Genomic DNA, 15,692 nt, shown 5'->3' with positions numbered 1-15,692 from the left:
AATTCCATCGGACCGCCGCGTACGGACGAAGGCCGGTTAACGCAACGCGCGTTGCCCGCGCAAATTGATACACTATTGATATAATGTTCATTGACCGCTAGCGTCATACTGTTCTCAGGGCGGGGTGGAATTCCCCACCGGCGGTATGGGGTGCGTCCCCAAGCCCGCGAGCGCCTTTGGTTGTCCAAAGGGTCAGCAGATCAGGTGAGAGGCCTGAGCCGACGGTCACAGTCCGGATGGAAGAGAGCGGGTAAGCCCGGGTGCTTTTGCGCCCGGTCTGTCCTGTTTGCCTTGGGTCATGCGCAAGGAGAAAGGACAGATGCGATGATCCAGATGGAAATGAAAACCGGGGCCGTGATGGGCCCTTTGTATTTTGTCACTGCGGGCGCGTTGTTTGCCGGTGCCAATACGGCCGTTCAGGGGGCAGGGATGCTGTATGGCGTGGCGTCGCCGACGATCGCGTTCTGGCAATATGCGCTGGCGTGCGTCGCTGCCTTGCCGTTGGTCTGGTTTGCCCCGTGGCGTACGGGGCGGCCCGGATTGCATATGCTAAGGGTGATTTTGGCCGCTGTCGGCGTGCAGCTATGGGTCGCGGGTTTGGCTTATGTGCCGATCTGGCAGGCCGTCGCGCTGATCCTGACATCACCATTGTTCGTGACATTGGGGGCGGGTTTGATCTTGCGCGAGCGGCTGACACGGTCGCGTGTTCTGGCGGTCTTGCTAGGTGGTTTCGGCGGTGTGCTGATCTTGGCACCGTGGGAGGAGGCGTTTACGTGGGTCGCTCTGTTACCGGTAGGCGCGGCTGCGTTCTGGGCGGGTTCGTCGCTTGTCACCAAGCGCCTCACCACGACCGAGGATGCGGGGACGTTGACGCTGGCGCTTCTGGTGCTGTTGGTGCCGGTGAACGGGATCGCCGCTTTGGGGTCCGGGTTCGCCGTGGCGGCAGAGGCGCTGTGGCTGGTGGCGTTGTCCGGGTTGCTGATCGCGGGGGCGCAGTATTTGCTGGTGCGTGCCTATGTGGTGGCGGATGCGGCGTATCTGCAGCCGTTCGATCATTTGAAGTTGCCGCTGAACGTGTTGTTGGGGTTGGTGTTTTTCGGGTTTGCACCACCGGGGTTGATGTGGGTCGGTGCGGTGGTGATTTTGGTGGCAGGGGCTTGGGTGATGCGGGAGGAGGCGTAGCGTATGCGTTGAAATGGCAGCATCACTTACCTATGTTGGTGCTAAGAGGATAGGAGTATTACATGAATTGTGTTACCGCCATGACTTTCAGCAGCTTGTTTCTGGTTTTGATGCCAGAAAACACTTATGCGGATACGAGAATAGTTGAAGAAGGCTTTGGAAACCGGTTCTATGGTCAATATACGCCCATTGAAAACCACCCCAACTGTTCGGCACGAGACCGCATTGCATTCAAGGTGCCGTTACGTGCCGAAATACTCAGCTACCAAATTCATGATCCAGGTTTGAATGCGTCGGGTTTGATCACCCGTGAGGGTGGGGTCAGTGACAGCAAATGCTATGTCAACGAGGGCTTTGGTCGTGATGCTCGCCACCGTCAAATACCCTGCGGGGATAATTTCGAGTCCGATCTTGCCGAGAGAATCTCAGGGCTGGATGCGGTATTGGAATTGGACGGATACGTCTCAATATGTCTCTCACCTATGGGGTTCGAGTTGCTCGATAGCAAATGGGACATCACCGTAAAGCATGATGGCCGCGAGAAGGTTCTTTACGGCGAAGGCGTGGTGCATGAGTTCACGAGGGAAGAGCGTCAGGCAATACTGCAGGAATACGTCGTTGGTGCTGATTTCGACTTTGGTGGAAAAGAATTTTGTAGAGGCGCATGGTCCAGAGGTGATTGGGCGAACCGCTTTGCAAGGGATATGGAGCAGACCAACGTGGTACAAGCTACGATGGTTTGTATTCCGATTGATCAAGGCCCCAACCGGACACTTTTCGCGGGATTTATCGCTTGGTTCGCCCTTGTCGATGAACCCGTAAGTATATGCACTGGTGAAGATTGCCCATCTACCGAGGTGTCAGACGAATGGCTGCGCCCTAGCCTCGCTGACGAATGTTATTTGCGATGATTGCGGACAGAAGACTGAGATCTTCACTGACAAGCACTAATTCTGGGACGTGATTTGGGAAACTTACCCATCCTCCGGCTCAAACGCCAACGCGACCCCATTAATACAATACCTTAACCCAGTCGGCTGAGGTCCATCGGGGAACACGTGCCCCAGATGCGCGTCGCAGCGGTTGCAGTGCACCTCGGTCCGTTTCATGAAGAAACTCCGGTCCACGCTTTCGCCGACCATCTCGGGGTCGACGGGTTGGTAGAAGGACGGCCAGCCGGTGCCGCTGTCGAATTTGTGTGCCTGGTCGAAGACCGGCGCGCCGCAGCAGACGCACATGTAGGTGCCGGGGCCTTTGGGGAAGTTTTCGTGGGTGCCCGCCCGCTCGGTCCCGTGTTTGCGGGTAACCTTGTAGGCGAGTTCGCTGAGTTGTTCGCGCCATTCCCCGTCTGATTTGATGACTTTATCCATTGCTTTCCGTCTTCCTTTTCCGTCGCTGGCGCTTAACGTAGGACTGGGTAACCGGTTCGCCAAGGTGAGGTAAAATGACAATTCCGTTGTGCAAGGGCGCCTATGTGGCGCGGATGGCCGGGGGGGCGGATGATCTTCTGGCCTGTCAGCGCTTGCGCCACCGTTGTTTTTTCGGGGGCGCCGGTGTTGACAAAGACCGGTTCGACGCACTGTCGCAGCATGTCATGGTCGAGACGGAGGCGGGCCGTCTGGTCGCGACGTTGCGGGTGGCGTTGTGGCCCGACGGTACGGCGATGTTGGGCGGCTATGCCGCGCAGTTCTATGATCTGACACGCCTTTCGAAAGCCACGGGACCCTTTGCCGAGTTGGGCCGATTTTGCGTGGACCCTGCGGTGCTGGATGTTGATGTCTTGCGCATTGTCTGGGGCGCGGTGACCCGGCTGGTGGATGCGGCTGGCGCGCGCTATTTGACTGGCTGTACGAGCTTTTCCGGCGTTGATCCAACGCCTTATGGGCCGACATTCGCATTTCTGCGGTCACGTTTTGGTGCGCCTGATGATTTGCGTCCGGGTCAAAAGGCGCCAGAGGTTGTCACGTTTGACCGCGCGCGTACTACAGGGGGGATGCGTCGCATGCCGCCGCTGTTGCGGACCTATCTGGCGATGGGTGGCTGGGTGAGCGATCACGCGGTGGTGGACCGCGATCTGGGGACCTTGCATGTGTTCACCTGCGTGCCCGTCGCCGCCATTCCCGCGGCCCGTGCGAAGGCCCTGCGCGCTGTCGCTGGTTGACCCTTTCCGCTTGCCGCAATAGCAGGCGGGGATGGCACATGCTCCTTTGCTTCAACTTTCCGATATTGCGCTGACCTTCGGCGGCGATCCTGTGTTTTCCGACCTGTCGCTGGTGGTGCAGCCGGGGGACAGGGTGGCCCTGGTTGGCCGCAACGGGTCGGGTAAATCGACGCTGATGAAGGTCATGGCCGGACTGGTCGAGGCCGACAGCGGTAGCCGCGTTTTGTCGCCCGGTGTGACCGCGGGTTACATGGAACAAGAGCCTTCGATGGCGGGCTGCGCGACACTTGGTGATTATGCGGCCAGCGGGCTGGCACCGGAGGATTCCTATAAGGTCGAGATGGTGGCCGAGGGGTTGAAGTTTGACCCTGCGGGCGATGTCTCCACCGCATCGGGCGGGGAACGCCGCCGCGCGGCCTTGGCCAAGCTGATGGCCGAGGCGCCGGAATTGATGCTGTTGGACGAGCCGACCAACCATCTGGATATCGAGGCGATTGCGTGGGTGGAGCAGGAGCTGAAGCAGACGCGGGCGGCGTTTGTATTGATTTCCCACGACCGGGCGTTTTTGCGGGCATTGACCCGCGCGACCCTATGGATCGATCGCGGGCAGGTGCGCCGGGCCGAGCAGGGTTTTGATCGGTTTGAAGAATGGCGCGACAAGATCTGGGAGGAAGAGGACCAGCAGCGCCACAAGCTGAACCGCAAGATCAAGGCAGAGGCGCGATGGGCTGTCGAAGGGATCAGCGCCCGGCGCAAGCGTAATCAGGGCCGCGTGCGCGCCTTGCAGGAATTGCGGGCCGAGAGAGCGAGCCAGATCAAGCGGCAGGGTACGGCGGCGATGGCATTTGACGGTGGGCCAACCTCGGGCCGCAAGGTGATCGAGGCCGTGGGTCTGGCGAAGGCGTTTGACGGCAAGTCGATCGTGAAGGGCTTTGATCTGACGGTACAGCGTGGGGATAGGATCGCTTTCGTTGGGCCGAACGGTGTTGGAAAAACCACGCTAATCAAGATGTTGCTGGGTCAAATTAAACCTGACGAGGGACGGGTGAAGCTTGGTACCAATCTGGATGTCGCGGTGTTCGATCAGACCCGCGCGGCGTTGCAGGCGGACATGTCGCTGTGGGAAAATCTGGCGAATGACCCTGAATTGGGCGTGTCGGGCAAATCGGATCAGATCATGGTACGTGGCGCGCCAAAGCATGTGGTCGGGTATCTCAAAGAGTTTCTGTTTGACGAGGCGCAGGCCCGTGCGCCTGTCCGGTCGTTGTCGGGGGGCGAGAAGGCACGGCTGCTGTTGGCCCGTCTGATGGCGCGCGAAAGCAATCTGCTGGTGTTGGATGAGCCGACGAATGATCTGGATGTCGAGACGCTGGATCTGTTGCAGGATATCTTGGGTGAATATGACGGGACCGTCCTGCTGGTGAGCCACGACCGTGATTTTCTGGACCGTGTGGCGACGACGACGGTGGCGATGGAAGGGAACGGGCAAGCGGTCGTTTATGCCGGAGGCTGGACCGACTATCGGACGCAACGGGGTGGCGACTTTGCCGAGGCGCCGGCCGCGCCGAAGGCCGGTGGCAAAAAAGAAAAAGTTGCGGAGAGGAAGGCACCGTCCGGCCTATCCTTTACAGAAAAGCACCGGTTGGAAGAGTTGCCAGCGTTGATCGACCGGTTGACGGCCGAGATCGGCAAACTGGAAGGATTGCTGGCCGACCCGGATTTATTCACCCGTGAACCGGTGAAGTTTCAAAAGGCGATGGACGCTTTGGTCGAACGGCAAGGCGCGCTGGCTGCGGCGGAGGACGAGTGGTTGATGTTGGAAGAGAAGGCAGCGGGATAGGTGCGGTCGCCTTTATCTGGATGATGCCGATCATCAGTTGGTCGCGTATCTGCCGGAAAACGGGAAATGTAACCGTATTCTTGATCGGGACATGCGGAAGAACCGGCGCGATTAGCATCGCGACCCTGAAGGTTCCAAACATGTTTTGGATGATCAAAGACAAGCGTGCAGTGGAAATCGAGCAGGAAACAGCCTTGGCTTTCCGCTATGAATGCCGCACCCGCAAGGTACCGTCGAAATTCCCGCCGCTGGCCCAACTGAACAGGCAGGGATCGGTGATGCTGAGATACGGGTTCAGTTCGATCAATGTCATGGTTAGTGCACCACGCGCCTGTGGGATGAGTTCGATATCGACAACGACGTCTGGCATGTGCAGCGCCTGACCGATTTGCGGGGCAATGACGAATATGGCTGCGGCGAGTTCCTGTTTGCGGCTGACCATATCGGGATAGACGCGGCTGTGATGATATTGTGAGGCCCCGACCATCCGCCCGCCCTTGTAGAACAGCCGGAATTCGCTGGAGGCCGCAACGTCGCGCCAAGGGCTGATGATCAGCGCCGTCGGTGCCTTGGACGCGATCCGGTTTTGCACGAATTGGCCGATGCGTCCGTCGGGCCATCGCAGCAGCGCCAGCGCCTCGTCCACGTTATGGACCGGGCAGTGTGTCAGAATTCGATTTTCATCGCGTTGTCCAGATCACCCGGCAGGTTCCAGCGCGGGGCGGTGTCGCCGGACAGGTCTTCGATGAACCCTTGGAAATCGTTGCCCAGAACGCCGACGGGGTAGGGGCCGTCATCTTCGACCTCCCATTCATTTGCCAGGTTACGCCACCAGTACAGCACGCGACCGTCAGAGCCCAGGCCAATGATGCTGGATGTCGTGTCGTATCCGATGGCGATCATGTAATCCCGCCATGGCTGCGTTTGTGTGTTCGTTTGTTGGAACGTGTTCCAGTCGAACAGGATATCGACGCCGGACTCCGCCGGAATGTCCAGCATGTCGGCGGCGTCCTCGTTGATCGTGATTTCGAATTCCAGCGGATAGATCGCCCCGCCATTGTAGCGCAGCATGAATGCGCGATAGGCCTCGGGCAGGGTGATGTTGGCGGCCTCCCAACCGGCTATGGTGTCGGGTTGTGGTGCGGCGGGCCAAGGGTCACCAGCGGAATTGGGCATGTGTTTGAGATAGATGGTCATGTCAGAATTCTCTTCCCGTGCTGCGATCTGCGAAAGGCGCTTGGCCACCGGCGTGGCCAGCATTGTTGTTCACGGCACTTGGCACCAGCAGCCGTCTTCAAGGCATGCGCAGCGCCCCATCCAGCCGGATCGTCGTTCCATTCAAGTAGTCGCATTCCACGATGAACCGTGCCAGGGCGGCGAACTCTGCCGGGTCGCCGAGCCGTTGTGGGTAGGTGACGTCGGCGGCGAGAGTGTCCATGACCTCTTGCCCCAGCCCTTCGAGCATCGGGGTGCGGAAGATACCCGGGGCGATGGCCATGACCCTAATGCCGTTGCGGGCGAGGTCACGCGCCATTGGTAGGCTCAGCCCGGTGATCCCGGCTTTGGACGCCGCGTAGGCGGCTTGCCCTTTTTGCCCGTCGAAGGCAGCGATCGAGGCGGTGTTGATGATCACGCCACCGTCGGTCATCCGCGCGGCGGCGAGACGTGCGATGTTGAAACTGCCGTTCAGATTGATGTCGATGGTGCGTTTGAAGCTGGCCTGCGTATGCGGGCCGTCGCGCCCCAGCGTCTTTTCCGTCGTCGCGATTCCGGCGCAGTTGATCGCCGTGTTCAACCCGCCCATCGCATCAACTGCGTTTTCCAACCCTTTGGAAACGCTGCCTTCGTTCGTTACGTCAACTTGTGCGAAGTAAGCGCCCATATCGGCGGCAAAGCTGGCCCCGCGTGGATCTTGATCAAAGATCGTGACCAGTGCGCCCGCGTCGATCAGGCCCCTGGCGGCGGCGGCCCCAAGGCCAGAGGCACCGCCGGTGACGATGGCGCGGGCTGCAGTGATATCCATGATGATCCTCCCGTTTGCGGGGAGGGTGCATCAGTGTTTGGGGAAATGGAATAGGCCGCGTTCGATATGAAACGCGACCTGCCGGGTTACTACTGTGTTGCGATGATCGCACCACCGCCGACATAGCGGATCGTGTCGCCGTCACCGTCGGTGCCGGTGACATCAATCGCAGCAAGTCCACCAAGTTCAGCGGCATCCGGCCCGTAGAAGACGCCTGCGAGTTGGGAGTCCGAGGTGCAGGTCAGGCCCGTCGTGCAGTCGGCCACGGTCAGATCGGTCGAAAAGCCGTTGCCCGAGATGTCGGCACCTTCAAAGGCCAGATCGACATTAAGCACCGTGTCCGGGATACCAACGGTGATGTCAGAGTTGCCGCTGACCGTTCCATTGGCGAAATCCGCTGTGATCGTCGTTATCCCGGACAACAGAACGGCATTGGTAAGCTCTTCCCCACCATTGCGGATCAGGGTGCCGGAGCCACCAAGCGTGCCTCCATATATGATTTCACCGCTGGGTGTCAAAGCTGCGATATCGTCAGGGTTGGTTTCGAAACCGGTGATCAGGAAACCTTCGGTGTTTTCCCCTGCATCCAGACCACCGGCATCGACAGAGCTGAAAATTGAAAAGGCTTGTGCGAAATCGCCGGCCGTCCCCCGGCGCACATCGACTGTGGCGCCATCGCCGCGCGTGCCGATCCCATCACTGAAGGTGATTGTTTCGCCGCCGAAGGTCGCGGTGTAGTTTTCATCGTCCAGATCGTCGGCCTGAAAGGTCTCGGCGCTGACCTGGATCGTGGTTGCCCCGGTTTCTTGATCCGTCACGAAACGGACAAGCCGGACAGTGGCGTTCTGACCTTCGACGTCGCGAATGTCGGACGTCGCGGTGGCGAAATCCAGTCCGTTTGCCGAAGTGCTTGAATCCGTCGTTCCGAAAAAGAGTGCGGTGGCCCGTGATGAATTATGGTTGCCGTCGCTGTCACCTCCACTTGAACAGGCGGACGTGACGATAACGGCGCAAATGGATGTGGTTTGGATAAATCGATTGATCATATTATACCGTTTTCAACTATTTGTTGTGTTTCTATGCTCGTGGCATCCGATATCTTGTCGGCATGCCGCGGGACACTAGCCTGATTGCCCTTCGGCGATAAGCCGTAATTCGGACACAATCTGTTCTTGGACAGGTATGCGGCATTTTGGCCGCAAAAAAAAGGGCGCGTCACCTTTCGGTGCGCGCCCCCGTTCGTGGTGAGTGGTCCTTGATCCTACATCATGTCGAAAGTGAAGTTCGCATCATCGTTCAGCATCATTTCATCAAGGTTCCCGCCATTCGTCTGGAACCCGAAGGTCACCGATTGCCCGTCTGCGATCGTCCCGTTCCAGCCAGCATCGGCGGCGCTGAACCGTTCCATACCCGCGTCGCTGATCTGGGCGTTCCATGCATTGGCGATATCGACGGAAAGGTTGAAATCCACATCCCAATCGTTGATCGCTGCGCCGGAATTATTGGTGATCGTCATTTCGATCACCGCGCCGCTGCCCCAATCATCCTTGACGTCGAGATAGGCGGACAGGGCACCGTCAGGCATGCCCGTATCGGGCATCGGATCGACCGGATCGGGGTTGCCCCCGCCCATATCGCCACCGCCTTGATCACCACCATGGTTGCCGCCGCCCATATCGCCACCGTCGGATGACCCGATCGGGGTGCCGGTATAGTCGGGCTGGCTGTGATAGGGTGCCCGGTCCACAAGACCCGCCATGGGTACGCTTTTGCCGCTGTAGATGTTTTCGTAGCTGAACCCATCGATCACATCTGACAATCCCATGCGCCCGGCGACGTTGTCTTCGATCTGGTTGGCGCGCCATTCGAAATGGTCGCTGGTCAGATCGCTGAGTTTGGTGTCGCGCAGCGTCAGGCTCTGATTGGTGAGCGGGCTGAAGAACCGGACACCGTCCGCCGTTTCTTCGACAGCGAAGTTCAGTTTTTGGTCACCCCGAACGCTGAGGTAGAACATGCTGACCATGTCGGTTGCGGGATCGAAATCCACGACTTCGTTCAGGCCAGCCTCGTGCGAGCGGACGTAGATCGTGTTTTCGCGCACGAGCCCGGTGCCGTTTTCGAAGGCGAGCGATGCGCTCAGGTCCTGTTGCAGGTGCGCGTCGGCGATGGGTGCAAAGTTCGCTGCCGTCAGGTCCTTCAAATACACGCCTTCCAGCAGCGTGGATTTGTTGCTGTCGAACATGTGGATCATGGCAAAGCCATCAGCCGTGTCGACACCGATCTGGTTGTGGATCGAGTCGGTGCCGAGGTCGAACACATCAACCGCTGGGTCAAAGTCGGTGACCACGTCGATTGTGCCGGCTTTGTAGGTCGTGCCTGTTCCGCCGGTGTCGCCGCCGTCATTACCGCCGCCCATATCACCGCCGTCACCCATGTCCATGCCGCCATCGCCGCCCATGTCCATATCGCCACCGCCAGACGTATCTTCGACATCGTTGTCGTAGATGATGCCCGTCGCCACCAGATCACCGGTGATGTTTTCGCCCGAGACCCGGAAGGTGAATGTCTCCGTCAACTCGACAAGTGTGTCGGGATGAACGGCTACCGAGACCGTCTTGGTCTGTTCGCCGGGGGCGAAGACGAGCGTTCCGGTGGTTTCATGATAGTCCCACGCCATATCGTTGGTCGTGTCGGCGACGGCCAGGCCGTCAGCCGTGGCATAGGTGAGGGTGACCGTATCCGCGGCTGGCTCTTCCAGCACCACTTCGAAGATGATGTAGCGATGACCGTCATCGTGAACGTGGGATGTGCCGTCGTCGTGCATGTGCGTCATGCCCGGATCGCTTTCGGTCACAGAGCCGCCGGTGACGTTCACGACGATTGGCATATCGCCACCGCCCATATCGCCACCGCCCATGTCACCGCCGCCCGTGTCACCGCCGGTATTCCCGCCGTCTGACCCACCGATCGGCGTGCCGGTATAGTCGGGCTGGCTGTGATAGGGGGCCCGGTCCACAAGGCCCGCCATGGGGACACTTTTGCCGCTATAGATGTTTTCGTAGGTGAACCCGTCGATCTTGTCGGCCAGTCCCATGCGGCCCGCGACATTATCCTCGAGCTGGTTGGCCCGCCATTCGAAATGGTCGCTGGTCAGGTCGCTGAGTTTCGTGTCGCGCAGCGTGATGCTTTGGTTCGTGAGCGGGCTGAAGAACCGCACGCCTTGCGCCGTTTCCTCGACCGAGAAGTTCAGTTCCTGGTCGCCCCGGACACTAAGGTAGAACATGCTGACAGTGTCGGTCGCGGGATCGAAATCGACGACCTCGTTCAGGCCGGCCTCGTGCGAGCGGACGTAGATCGTATTGTCGCGTACCAGACCGGTGCCGTTTTCGAATGCCAATGCGGCGCTGAGGTCTTGCTGCAGGTGCGCGTCCGCGATCGGGGTGAAGTTGGCTGCGACCAGATCCTTGAGATAGACGCCTTCGAGCAGCGTGGACTTGCCGCTGTTGAACATATGCAGCATGGCAAAGCCGTCCGCCGTGTCGACGCCGATCTGGTTGTGGATCGAGTCAGAGCCAAGGTCGAGTTTGTCTTTCGTGGGATCAAAGCCTGTGATCACCGCGACCGTGCCGACATTGTAGGTCTGTCCGCCGCCGACGTAATCACCGCCGGTGTCGCCGCCGCCAGTGTCGCCACCACCATCGGTATCGCCGCCAGTGTCACCACCGCCCATGTCCGGATCGGGGTCCGTCATAGCGTCATCGTCATTAATGATGGTGCCGATCGCTGTCAGGTCGCCTGTCACGTCGCCGCTGAGGGCCACGGTGAACATCTCATCGGGCTCTACAGCGTCATCGCCGAGCACCTCGACCTTGATCGTTTTGGTCGTCTCGCCAGGTGCGAATGTCAACGTGCCGGCCGTTGCCACATAATCCTGCCCGGCCTGTGCCGTGCCGTCCTGCGTCGTGTAGTTGACGGTGACCTCTTCGGTCGCCGGCGCATCCAACGTGACATCGAACGTGATATATGTTGGTGCCCCCCCATCTGTGGGTTCGGACCCTGAGGGCGCCCCGTCCAGCAGCGGTGCAAGCAGTTCGAACACATCGGCCCGGGGTGTCATCCAGTCGTCTTCGACCACGCCGCCGGTATCGCCGGAATTCGGATTCCACGCCCACCAGCCAAAGCCGATACCGGGATCACCGGCGGGCAGATCATTCGTGCCATCACCGTCGAAATCGCCGGAAAGATAGCCGATGATCGCGTCGGCCCATGCTTTGTCGAGGTCCGTTTCAAGCCGCGACCCAAGCTCGCCCAGCCAGACGGGTGCGATATCCTCTTCGTGGATAAAGCCCCAGTGGTCGCGGAACACCTCGTGCAGGTCAGAGCCGTCCTTGAACCATGGCCGGGGATAGACGGATTCAGGGTAATCATGCGGTGAGTAGACGACCTTGTTCGGTTGGTCGAGTTCGATGGGTCGGTCGCGGACGCCCTGAAGGTTCCCGCCCCACCAGTATTCATCGCCCTGATAATTGGCGACGCCTTCCACGACGATCAGCCAGTCGGGGGCGATTTCATGCACGGCGTTGCCACCGCGTTCGGCTGCCGCCGCCCAGTCAGTCGCCGGGTCGCCATTACCCCATTTGGAGGCATTACCCGGTTCGTTGTGCAGATCGGCACCGATGACGGCGGGGCTGTCTTTGTACCGCTCGGCAAGCGTTTGCCACGCCTCGATCCATTTGTCCTCTCCGAATTCATCGGTGTACCACAGACCGGTCAGGTTCGCGCCAGAGCCAGCATCGCTGCGATGATGCTCGAAGATGATCTTGAGACCGAGGTTGTCGGCGGTGTCGGCGATGTAATCCCAGACCTCGAGCAGTGTTTTGCCTTCAAGGAAACTGTCGGGCCAATAGTCTTGCGCACCGGTGACGGGGTTGTTCAGAACTTGCTCGGTCGAGAATGCAAGTCGGATCGTGTTGAACCCGAGATCGACCATCTGCTCCATCATCTCGGCGATGGGCCTTGTCCAGACACCGCCCGGCACCGACAGGTCCGCCTTTTCCGATCCGAACCAGTTCACGCCACGCAGGTTGACCGGGTTGCCGTCGCTATCGACGATGAATCGCCCCTGGGTCGAAAGCGGACCCGCAGCGATGGCGCCGTGCCCGGCGGCCGTATCGCCGTAGGATGTCGGTGTGTAGCTGGCAGAGCCCCCTTCCTGTACGGATGCATCCGCAATGGAAATGACGGGTTTGGGTGCCGGATCGACCGGATCAGGATCGACCGGGCCGGTATAGCCGTCATCGTCTCGGATCGTGGCGGTTGCGGTCACCGGGCCGTTTGCGCCACCTTCAACGATGATGTTGAAGGTTTCGGTGGGTTCCGCGACATCGTCGGGAAGAAGCGTGATGTCGATTGTCTTGGACGTTTCGCCGGGTGCGAATGTCACGCTGCCGCTGGCGGCTTCGTAATCCTCCCCAGCGGTCGCTGTGCCGTCCTCGGTCCGGTAGGTGAGCGTGACGGTCTCATCTGAGGCTTCGTCGAGCGTGATCGTCACGCTGGTCGTCGGGTTGGGGGCAGGAACCTCAACCGGGGTGCCGCCATCGCCCGTGTCGTTGGCAAGCAGCGGTTCGAGAAGGCCCACGGCCTCTTTCCGGATGGTTGTCCAGTCGTCGTTCAGGATGCCGCCCGTATCGCCGGAATTCGGGTTCCAGGACCACCACGCAAAGCTCATCCCGGCGTCACCTTCGGGGATGTCGATGGTGCCGTCGGCGTTCAGGTCGCCGTTGAGATATTTGACAATGGCCTCGGCCCACGCCCGATCGACGTCGGTTTCCAGTTTGGAGCCGAATTCGCCCAAGAGGATCGGTGCGATCCCCTCTTCGTAGATGTAGCCCCAGCTTTCGCGGAAGACCTCGGTCAGGTCGGAGCCGTCGAAGAACCATGGTTGGGCAAAGACCGAAGCGGGGTAGTCGTGGGGTGAGTAGACCAGCTTGTCGTTCACGTTCAGTTCGACCGGATGGTCGCGCACGGCCTGCAGGTTGCCGCCCCACCAGTAGCTGTCGCCCTGGTAGTTTTCGATCCCTTCAACGACGATCAGCCAGTCAGGGTTGATTTCGAGGACGGCGTTGCCAGCGGCTTCGGCCGCGCGCCCCCAATCGGTCGGGCCGCCGTCGCCCCAGGTCGCTGACCCGTGGGGTTCGTTGTGCAGGTCGGCCCCGAAAACGGCGGGGCTGTCGCCATAACGGTCCGCCATGATCTGCCAGACACCGATCCAGTCGGCCTCGGTATAGCCGCCTTCGCCGTACCAAAGGCCGTTGTCGGTGGCGCTGTTGCCCGCGATACCGCGGTGGTGGTCCAGCATCACGCGCAAGCCGATTTCGTCGGCGTAATCGATGATCTTGTCGAACACCTCGAGCGAGGTGAGACCCACGAGGTCTGGGTTTTCGGCGGTGTTGATGCCCCCTGGCATCGGGTTGTTCAGCACCATGTCGGACGAGAAGGGCAGGCGGATGGCGTTAAAGCCCGTATCGACCATCTGGTCCATCATGTCCTGCCAGTTGCGCGCCCACAGCCCGTGTGGCGCGCCAACATCGGTTTCCGCACCGAACCAGTTGACGGCGCGGATTTCGACGTTGTTCCCGGCGCTGTCGATGATCTGGTTGCCCTGGGTCGAGAGCGGACCACGCGCGATCACGCCGCTGCCCGTGCCGCCACCGCCGACGGTTATTGTGCCGGGATCACCTTCGTTGACGGTGATGTCGGAGACGCTGACATTCGGGGCGGTCGCACCACCTGTATCGCCGCCGCCAGTGTCGCCTCCGGTATCTCCACCTGTATCACCGCCAGTGTCGCCACCCGTGTCCCCGCCGGTGCCGCCGCCTGTATCAACGGGTGCGCCGTTCACCATGATATCGCTGATCGTGTTGTCTGACCCGGCGGCCTGGAAGCCGAATGATACCTCTTGTCCCGCGTTCAGGTTCGCGTTGTAGGGTGCGTTTTTGATCGTGTAGACGCCGTTTTCATAGCTGACGATCTCGGCGTTCCAGATGTTCGTGATATCAGCGGAGGACGCGAAGGAGAGCGTCCAGCCGTTCACGGCGCTATCAGGCGTGAACGAGCCTTGGGCGACAAAGCCGTCGGCCCAGCTGTTGCTTGTGTCGATCGATGCTGCGGCGGATGCAGATCCGCCGCCGGTGTCGCCGCCACCCATATCCATACCACCGCCGTGATCATGGTCACCGTGATCGTGACCACCGCCCATATCGGGGTTCATGTCGCCGCCGCCCATGTCGGGATCGGGGTCGACCGGTGCCGGATCGACAGGATCGACCGGATCGGGATTGTCGACGCCTGTCGTCCCGGATGTGATACCATCGCCCAACGGATCACTAAGCAGAACCATAGCCTGGAAGTAGTTCGCAACATCGGCCTCTGGCACATCAAGCGCGGGCCATTGCGGATAATCGAACGTGTCGTTCATGAAGGGCTGCATCTGGTCGTGGCTGAGCACCGTCAGGTGGTTCACATCATGCGCTGTGGCACCGTCCAGTCCTAGCCGTCCGTGCGTGACGCCGTGCATCCATCCGCCGTAATGTGGCTCCATCTTCATGGTGTTGACGAAGGTGTCCACCAGCCCGGACGCGCGCAGATAGGCGGCGTAACCGTCAAGCCCGACCTCTTCGACCATTGCCATGACGTTTTCGACCGTGCCAAGCCGCGCTTCGCGCTGAATATCGGCAAGGATCTGGGGATCAAAGGCATCGTCACGGATCCAGCCGACCTTGGCGCCCTGCATGCCGTAGTAGAGCCCGACACCCTTGACGGTTTGCCCATACGGATTGGGGTCGTTGGTCATCTGGTTGGCATAGGCCCAATCGCCGATATGATCCAGCGTGGTCGGTTCGACACCAAGGAAAGCACGCAACCCGTTGTAGGACACCAATGCCTCTGTCGTTATGGCGGTCCGTCCGCCTTCAAGACTGTCATGGTGGGTATGGCTGCTTGTCCCGTGGAAGGTGCCAAAAGCGGTGATGTCGGTATAGCCCGATCCGCCGTTGCCCGTGTGGTGATCGTGGCCCATATGCATATCGCTGTTATCCATCTGTATCCCTCTTTGGATGCTCGCCCCGGGCACGATCTTGTTCGCCATGGGCCTGATTGCGTTTTGCTTCGTCTATTTTATTCGGTGCGCCGTCATCCGGTGTGACGTCGGCGGGGTATTCTGGTCGCGATGGGTCCGCGCCGTCGAAATCCGGTGATCGCGGATACGGGTTTCCCGGTTTGTCTTGCATGTGGCATGTCGCAGCTGTCCCGATCGCCTGAATTCGACCTGCGAATCCGCCGGTCTAAATCGTGTTAGCAAGTCGACATCTGAACGGGCAACTGCGTATACATTGCCAAAGCGAAACCCTGCCGAGGCGATTTGCGACAATCCGCCGACACAAAAGTGGCGTGTTTCCAATAGGTTATGGAAAGGGGGTTTTTTGAGG

Annotated in this window: 10 protein-coding genes and 1 riboswitch; of the genes, 4 read left to right on the top strand and 6 right to left on the bottom strand. The window is 60.0% G+C overall.

Translation table 11 applies throughout. From position 1 onward, the window contains the following. Positions 1-106 precede the first annotated feature (106 nt). A riboswitch (FMN riboswitch) is annotated at positions 107-252 on the top strand. Between the two features lie 72 nt (positions 253-324). Then, entirely contained in the window at positions 325-1,182 is an 858-nt protein-coding gene (locus V8J85_RS04975) for a DMT family transporter (protein ID WP_339952576.1), read from the top strand. A gap of 62 nt (positions 1,183-1,244) precedes the next feature. Then, a complete protein-coding gene (locus V8J85_RS04970; protein ID WP_339952575.1) occupies positions 1,245-2,093 on the top strand; it encodes a hypothetical protein in 849 nt (282 codons plus the stop codon). A gap of 63 nt (positions 2,094-2,156) precedes the next feature. Here the strand turns inward: V8J85_RS04970 and msrB are convergent, their stop codons facing one another. Further along, entirely contained in the window at positions 2,157-2,552 is a 396-nt protein-coding gene (gene msrB, locus V8J85_RS04965; protein ID WP_339952574.1) for a peptide-methionine (R)-S-oxide reductase MsrB, read from the bottom strand. A 74-nt stretch (positions 2,553-2,626) separates the two neighbouring features. Here msrB and V8J85_RS04960 point away from each other — a divergent pair, with 74 nt between their 5' ends. Further along, entirely contained in the window at positions 2,627-3,343 is a 717-nt protein-coding gene (locus tag V8J85_RS04960) for a GNAT family N-acetyltransferase (RefSeq protein ID WP_339952573.1), read from the top strand. A 31-nt stretch (positions 3,344-3,374) separates the two neighbouring features. Continuing rightward, complete coding sequence (locus V8J85_RS04955; RefSeq protein ID WP_339952572.1) at positions 3,375-5,183, top strand: ABC-F family ATP-binding cassette domain-containing protein; 1,809 nt, start codon at positions 3,375-3,377, stop codon at positions 5,181-5,183. 205 nt (positions 5,184-5,388) lie between these two features. Here the strand turns inward: V8J85_RS04955 and V8J85_RS04950 are convergent, their stop codons facing one another. The 5 genes from V8J85_RS04950 to V8J85_RS04930 all read right to left on the bottom strand — a co-directional run bounded on the left by V8J85_RS04950 (position 5,389) and on the right by V8J85_RS04930 (position 15,304). Then, positions 5,389-5,829, bottom strand: coding sequence for a hypothetical protein (locus tag V8J85_RS04950; RefSeq protein WP_339952571.1), 441 nt, complete (start codon positions 5,827-5,829; stop codon positions 5,389-5,391). 20 nt (positions 5,830-5,849) lie between these two features. Then, complete coding sequence (locus tag V8J85_RS04945; RefSeq protein WP_339952570.1) at positions 5,850-6,380, bottom strand: SMI1/KNR4 family protein; 531 nt, start codon at positions 6,378-6,380, stop codon at positions 5,850-5,852. 97 nt (positions 6,381-6,477) lie between these two features. After that, the gene (locus V8J85_RS04940) at positions 6,478-7,206 is read right to left on the bottom strand and encodes an SDR family oxidoreductase (RefSeq protein WP_339952569.1); all 729 of its coding nucleotides are present in this window, start codon (positions 7,204-7,206) and stop codon (positions 6,478-6,480) included. Between the two features lie 89 nt (positions 7,207-7,295). Continuing rightward, positions 7,296-8,252 (bottom strand): transferrin-binding protein-like solute binding protein, encoded by a 957-nt coding sequence (locus V8J85_RS04935; RefSeq protein WP_339952568.1) that lies wholly within the window; start codon positions 8,250-8,252, stop codon positions 7,296-7,298. A gap of 215 nt (positions 8,253-8,467) precedes the next feature. After that, a complete protein-coding gene (locus V8J85_RS04930; RefSeq protein ID WP_339952567.1) occupies positions 8,468-15,304 on the bottom strand; it encodes a cellulase family glycosylhydrolase in 6,837 nt (2,278 codons plus the stop codon). Between the last annotated feature and the right edge of the window lie 388 nt (positions 15,305-15,692).

Origin of the sequence: Yoonia sp. 2307UL14-13 (genome assembly GCF_037572755.1) — a bacterium.
Taxonomy (GTDB): domain Bacteria; phylum Pseudomonadota; class Alphaproteobacteria; order Rhodobacterales; family Rhodobacteraceae; genus Yoonia.
Note: the sequence above shows the minus strand (reverse complement) of the source record. Positions and strands in the feature narration are given on the sequence as shown.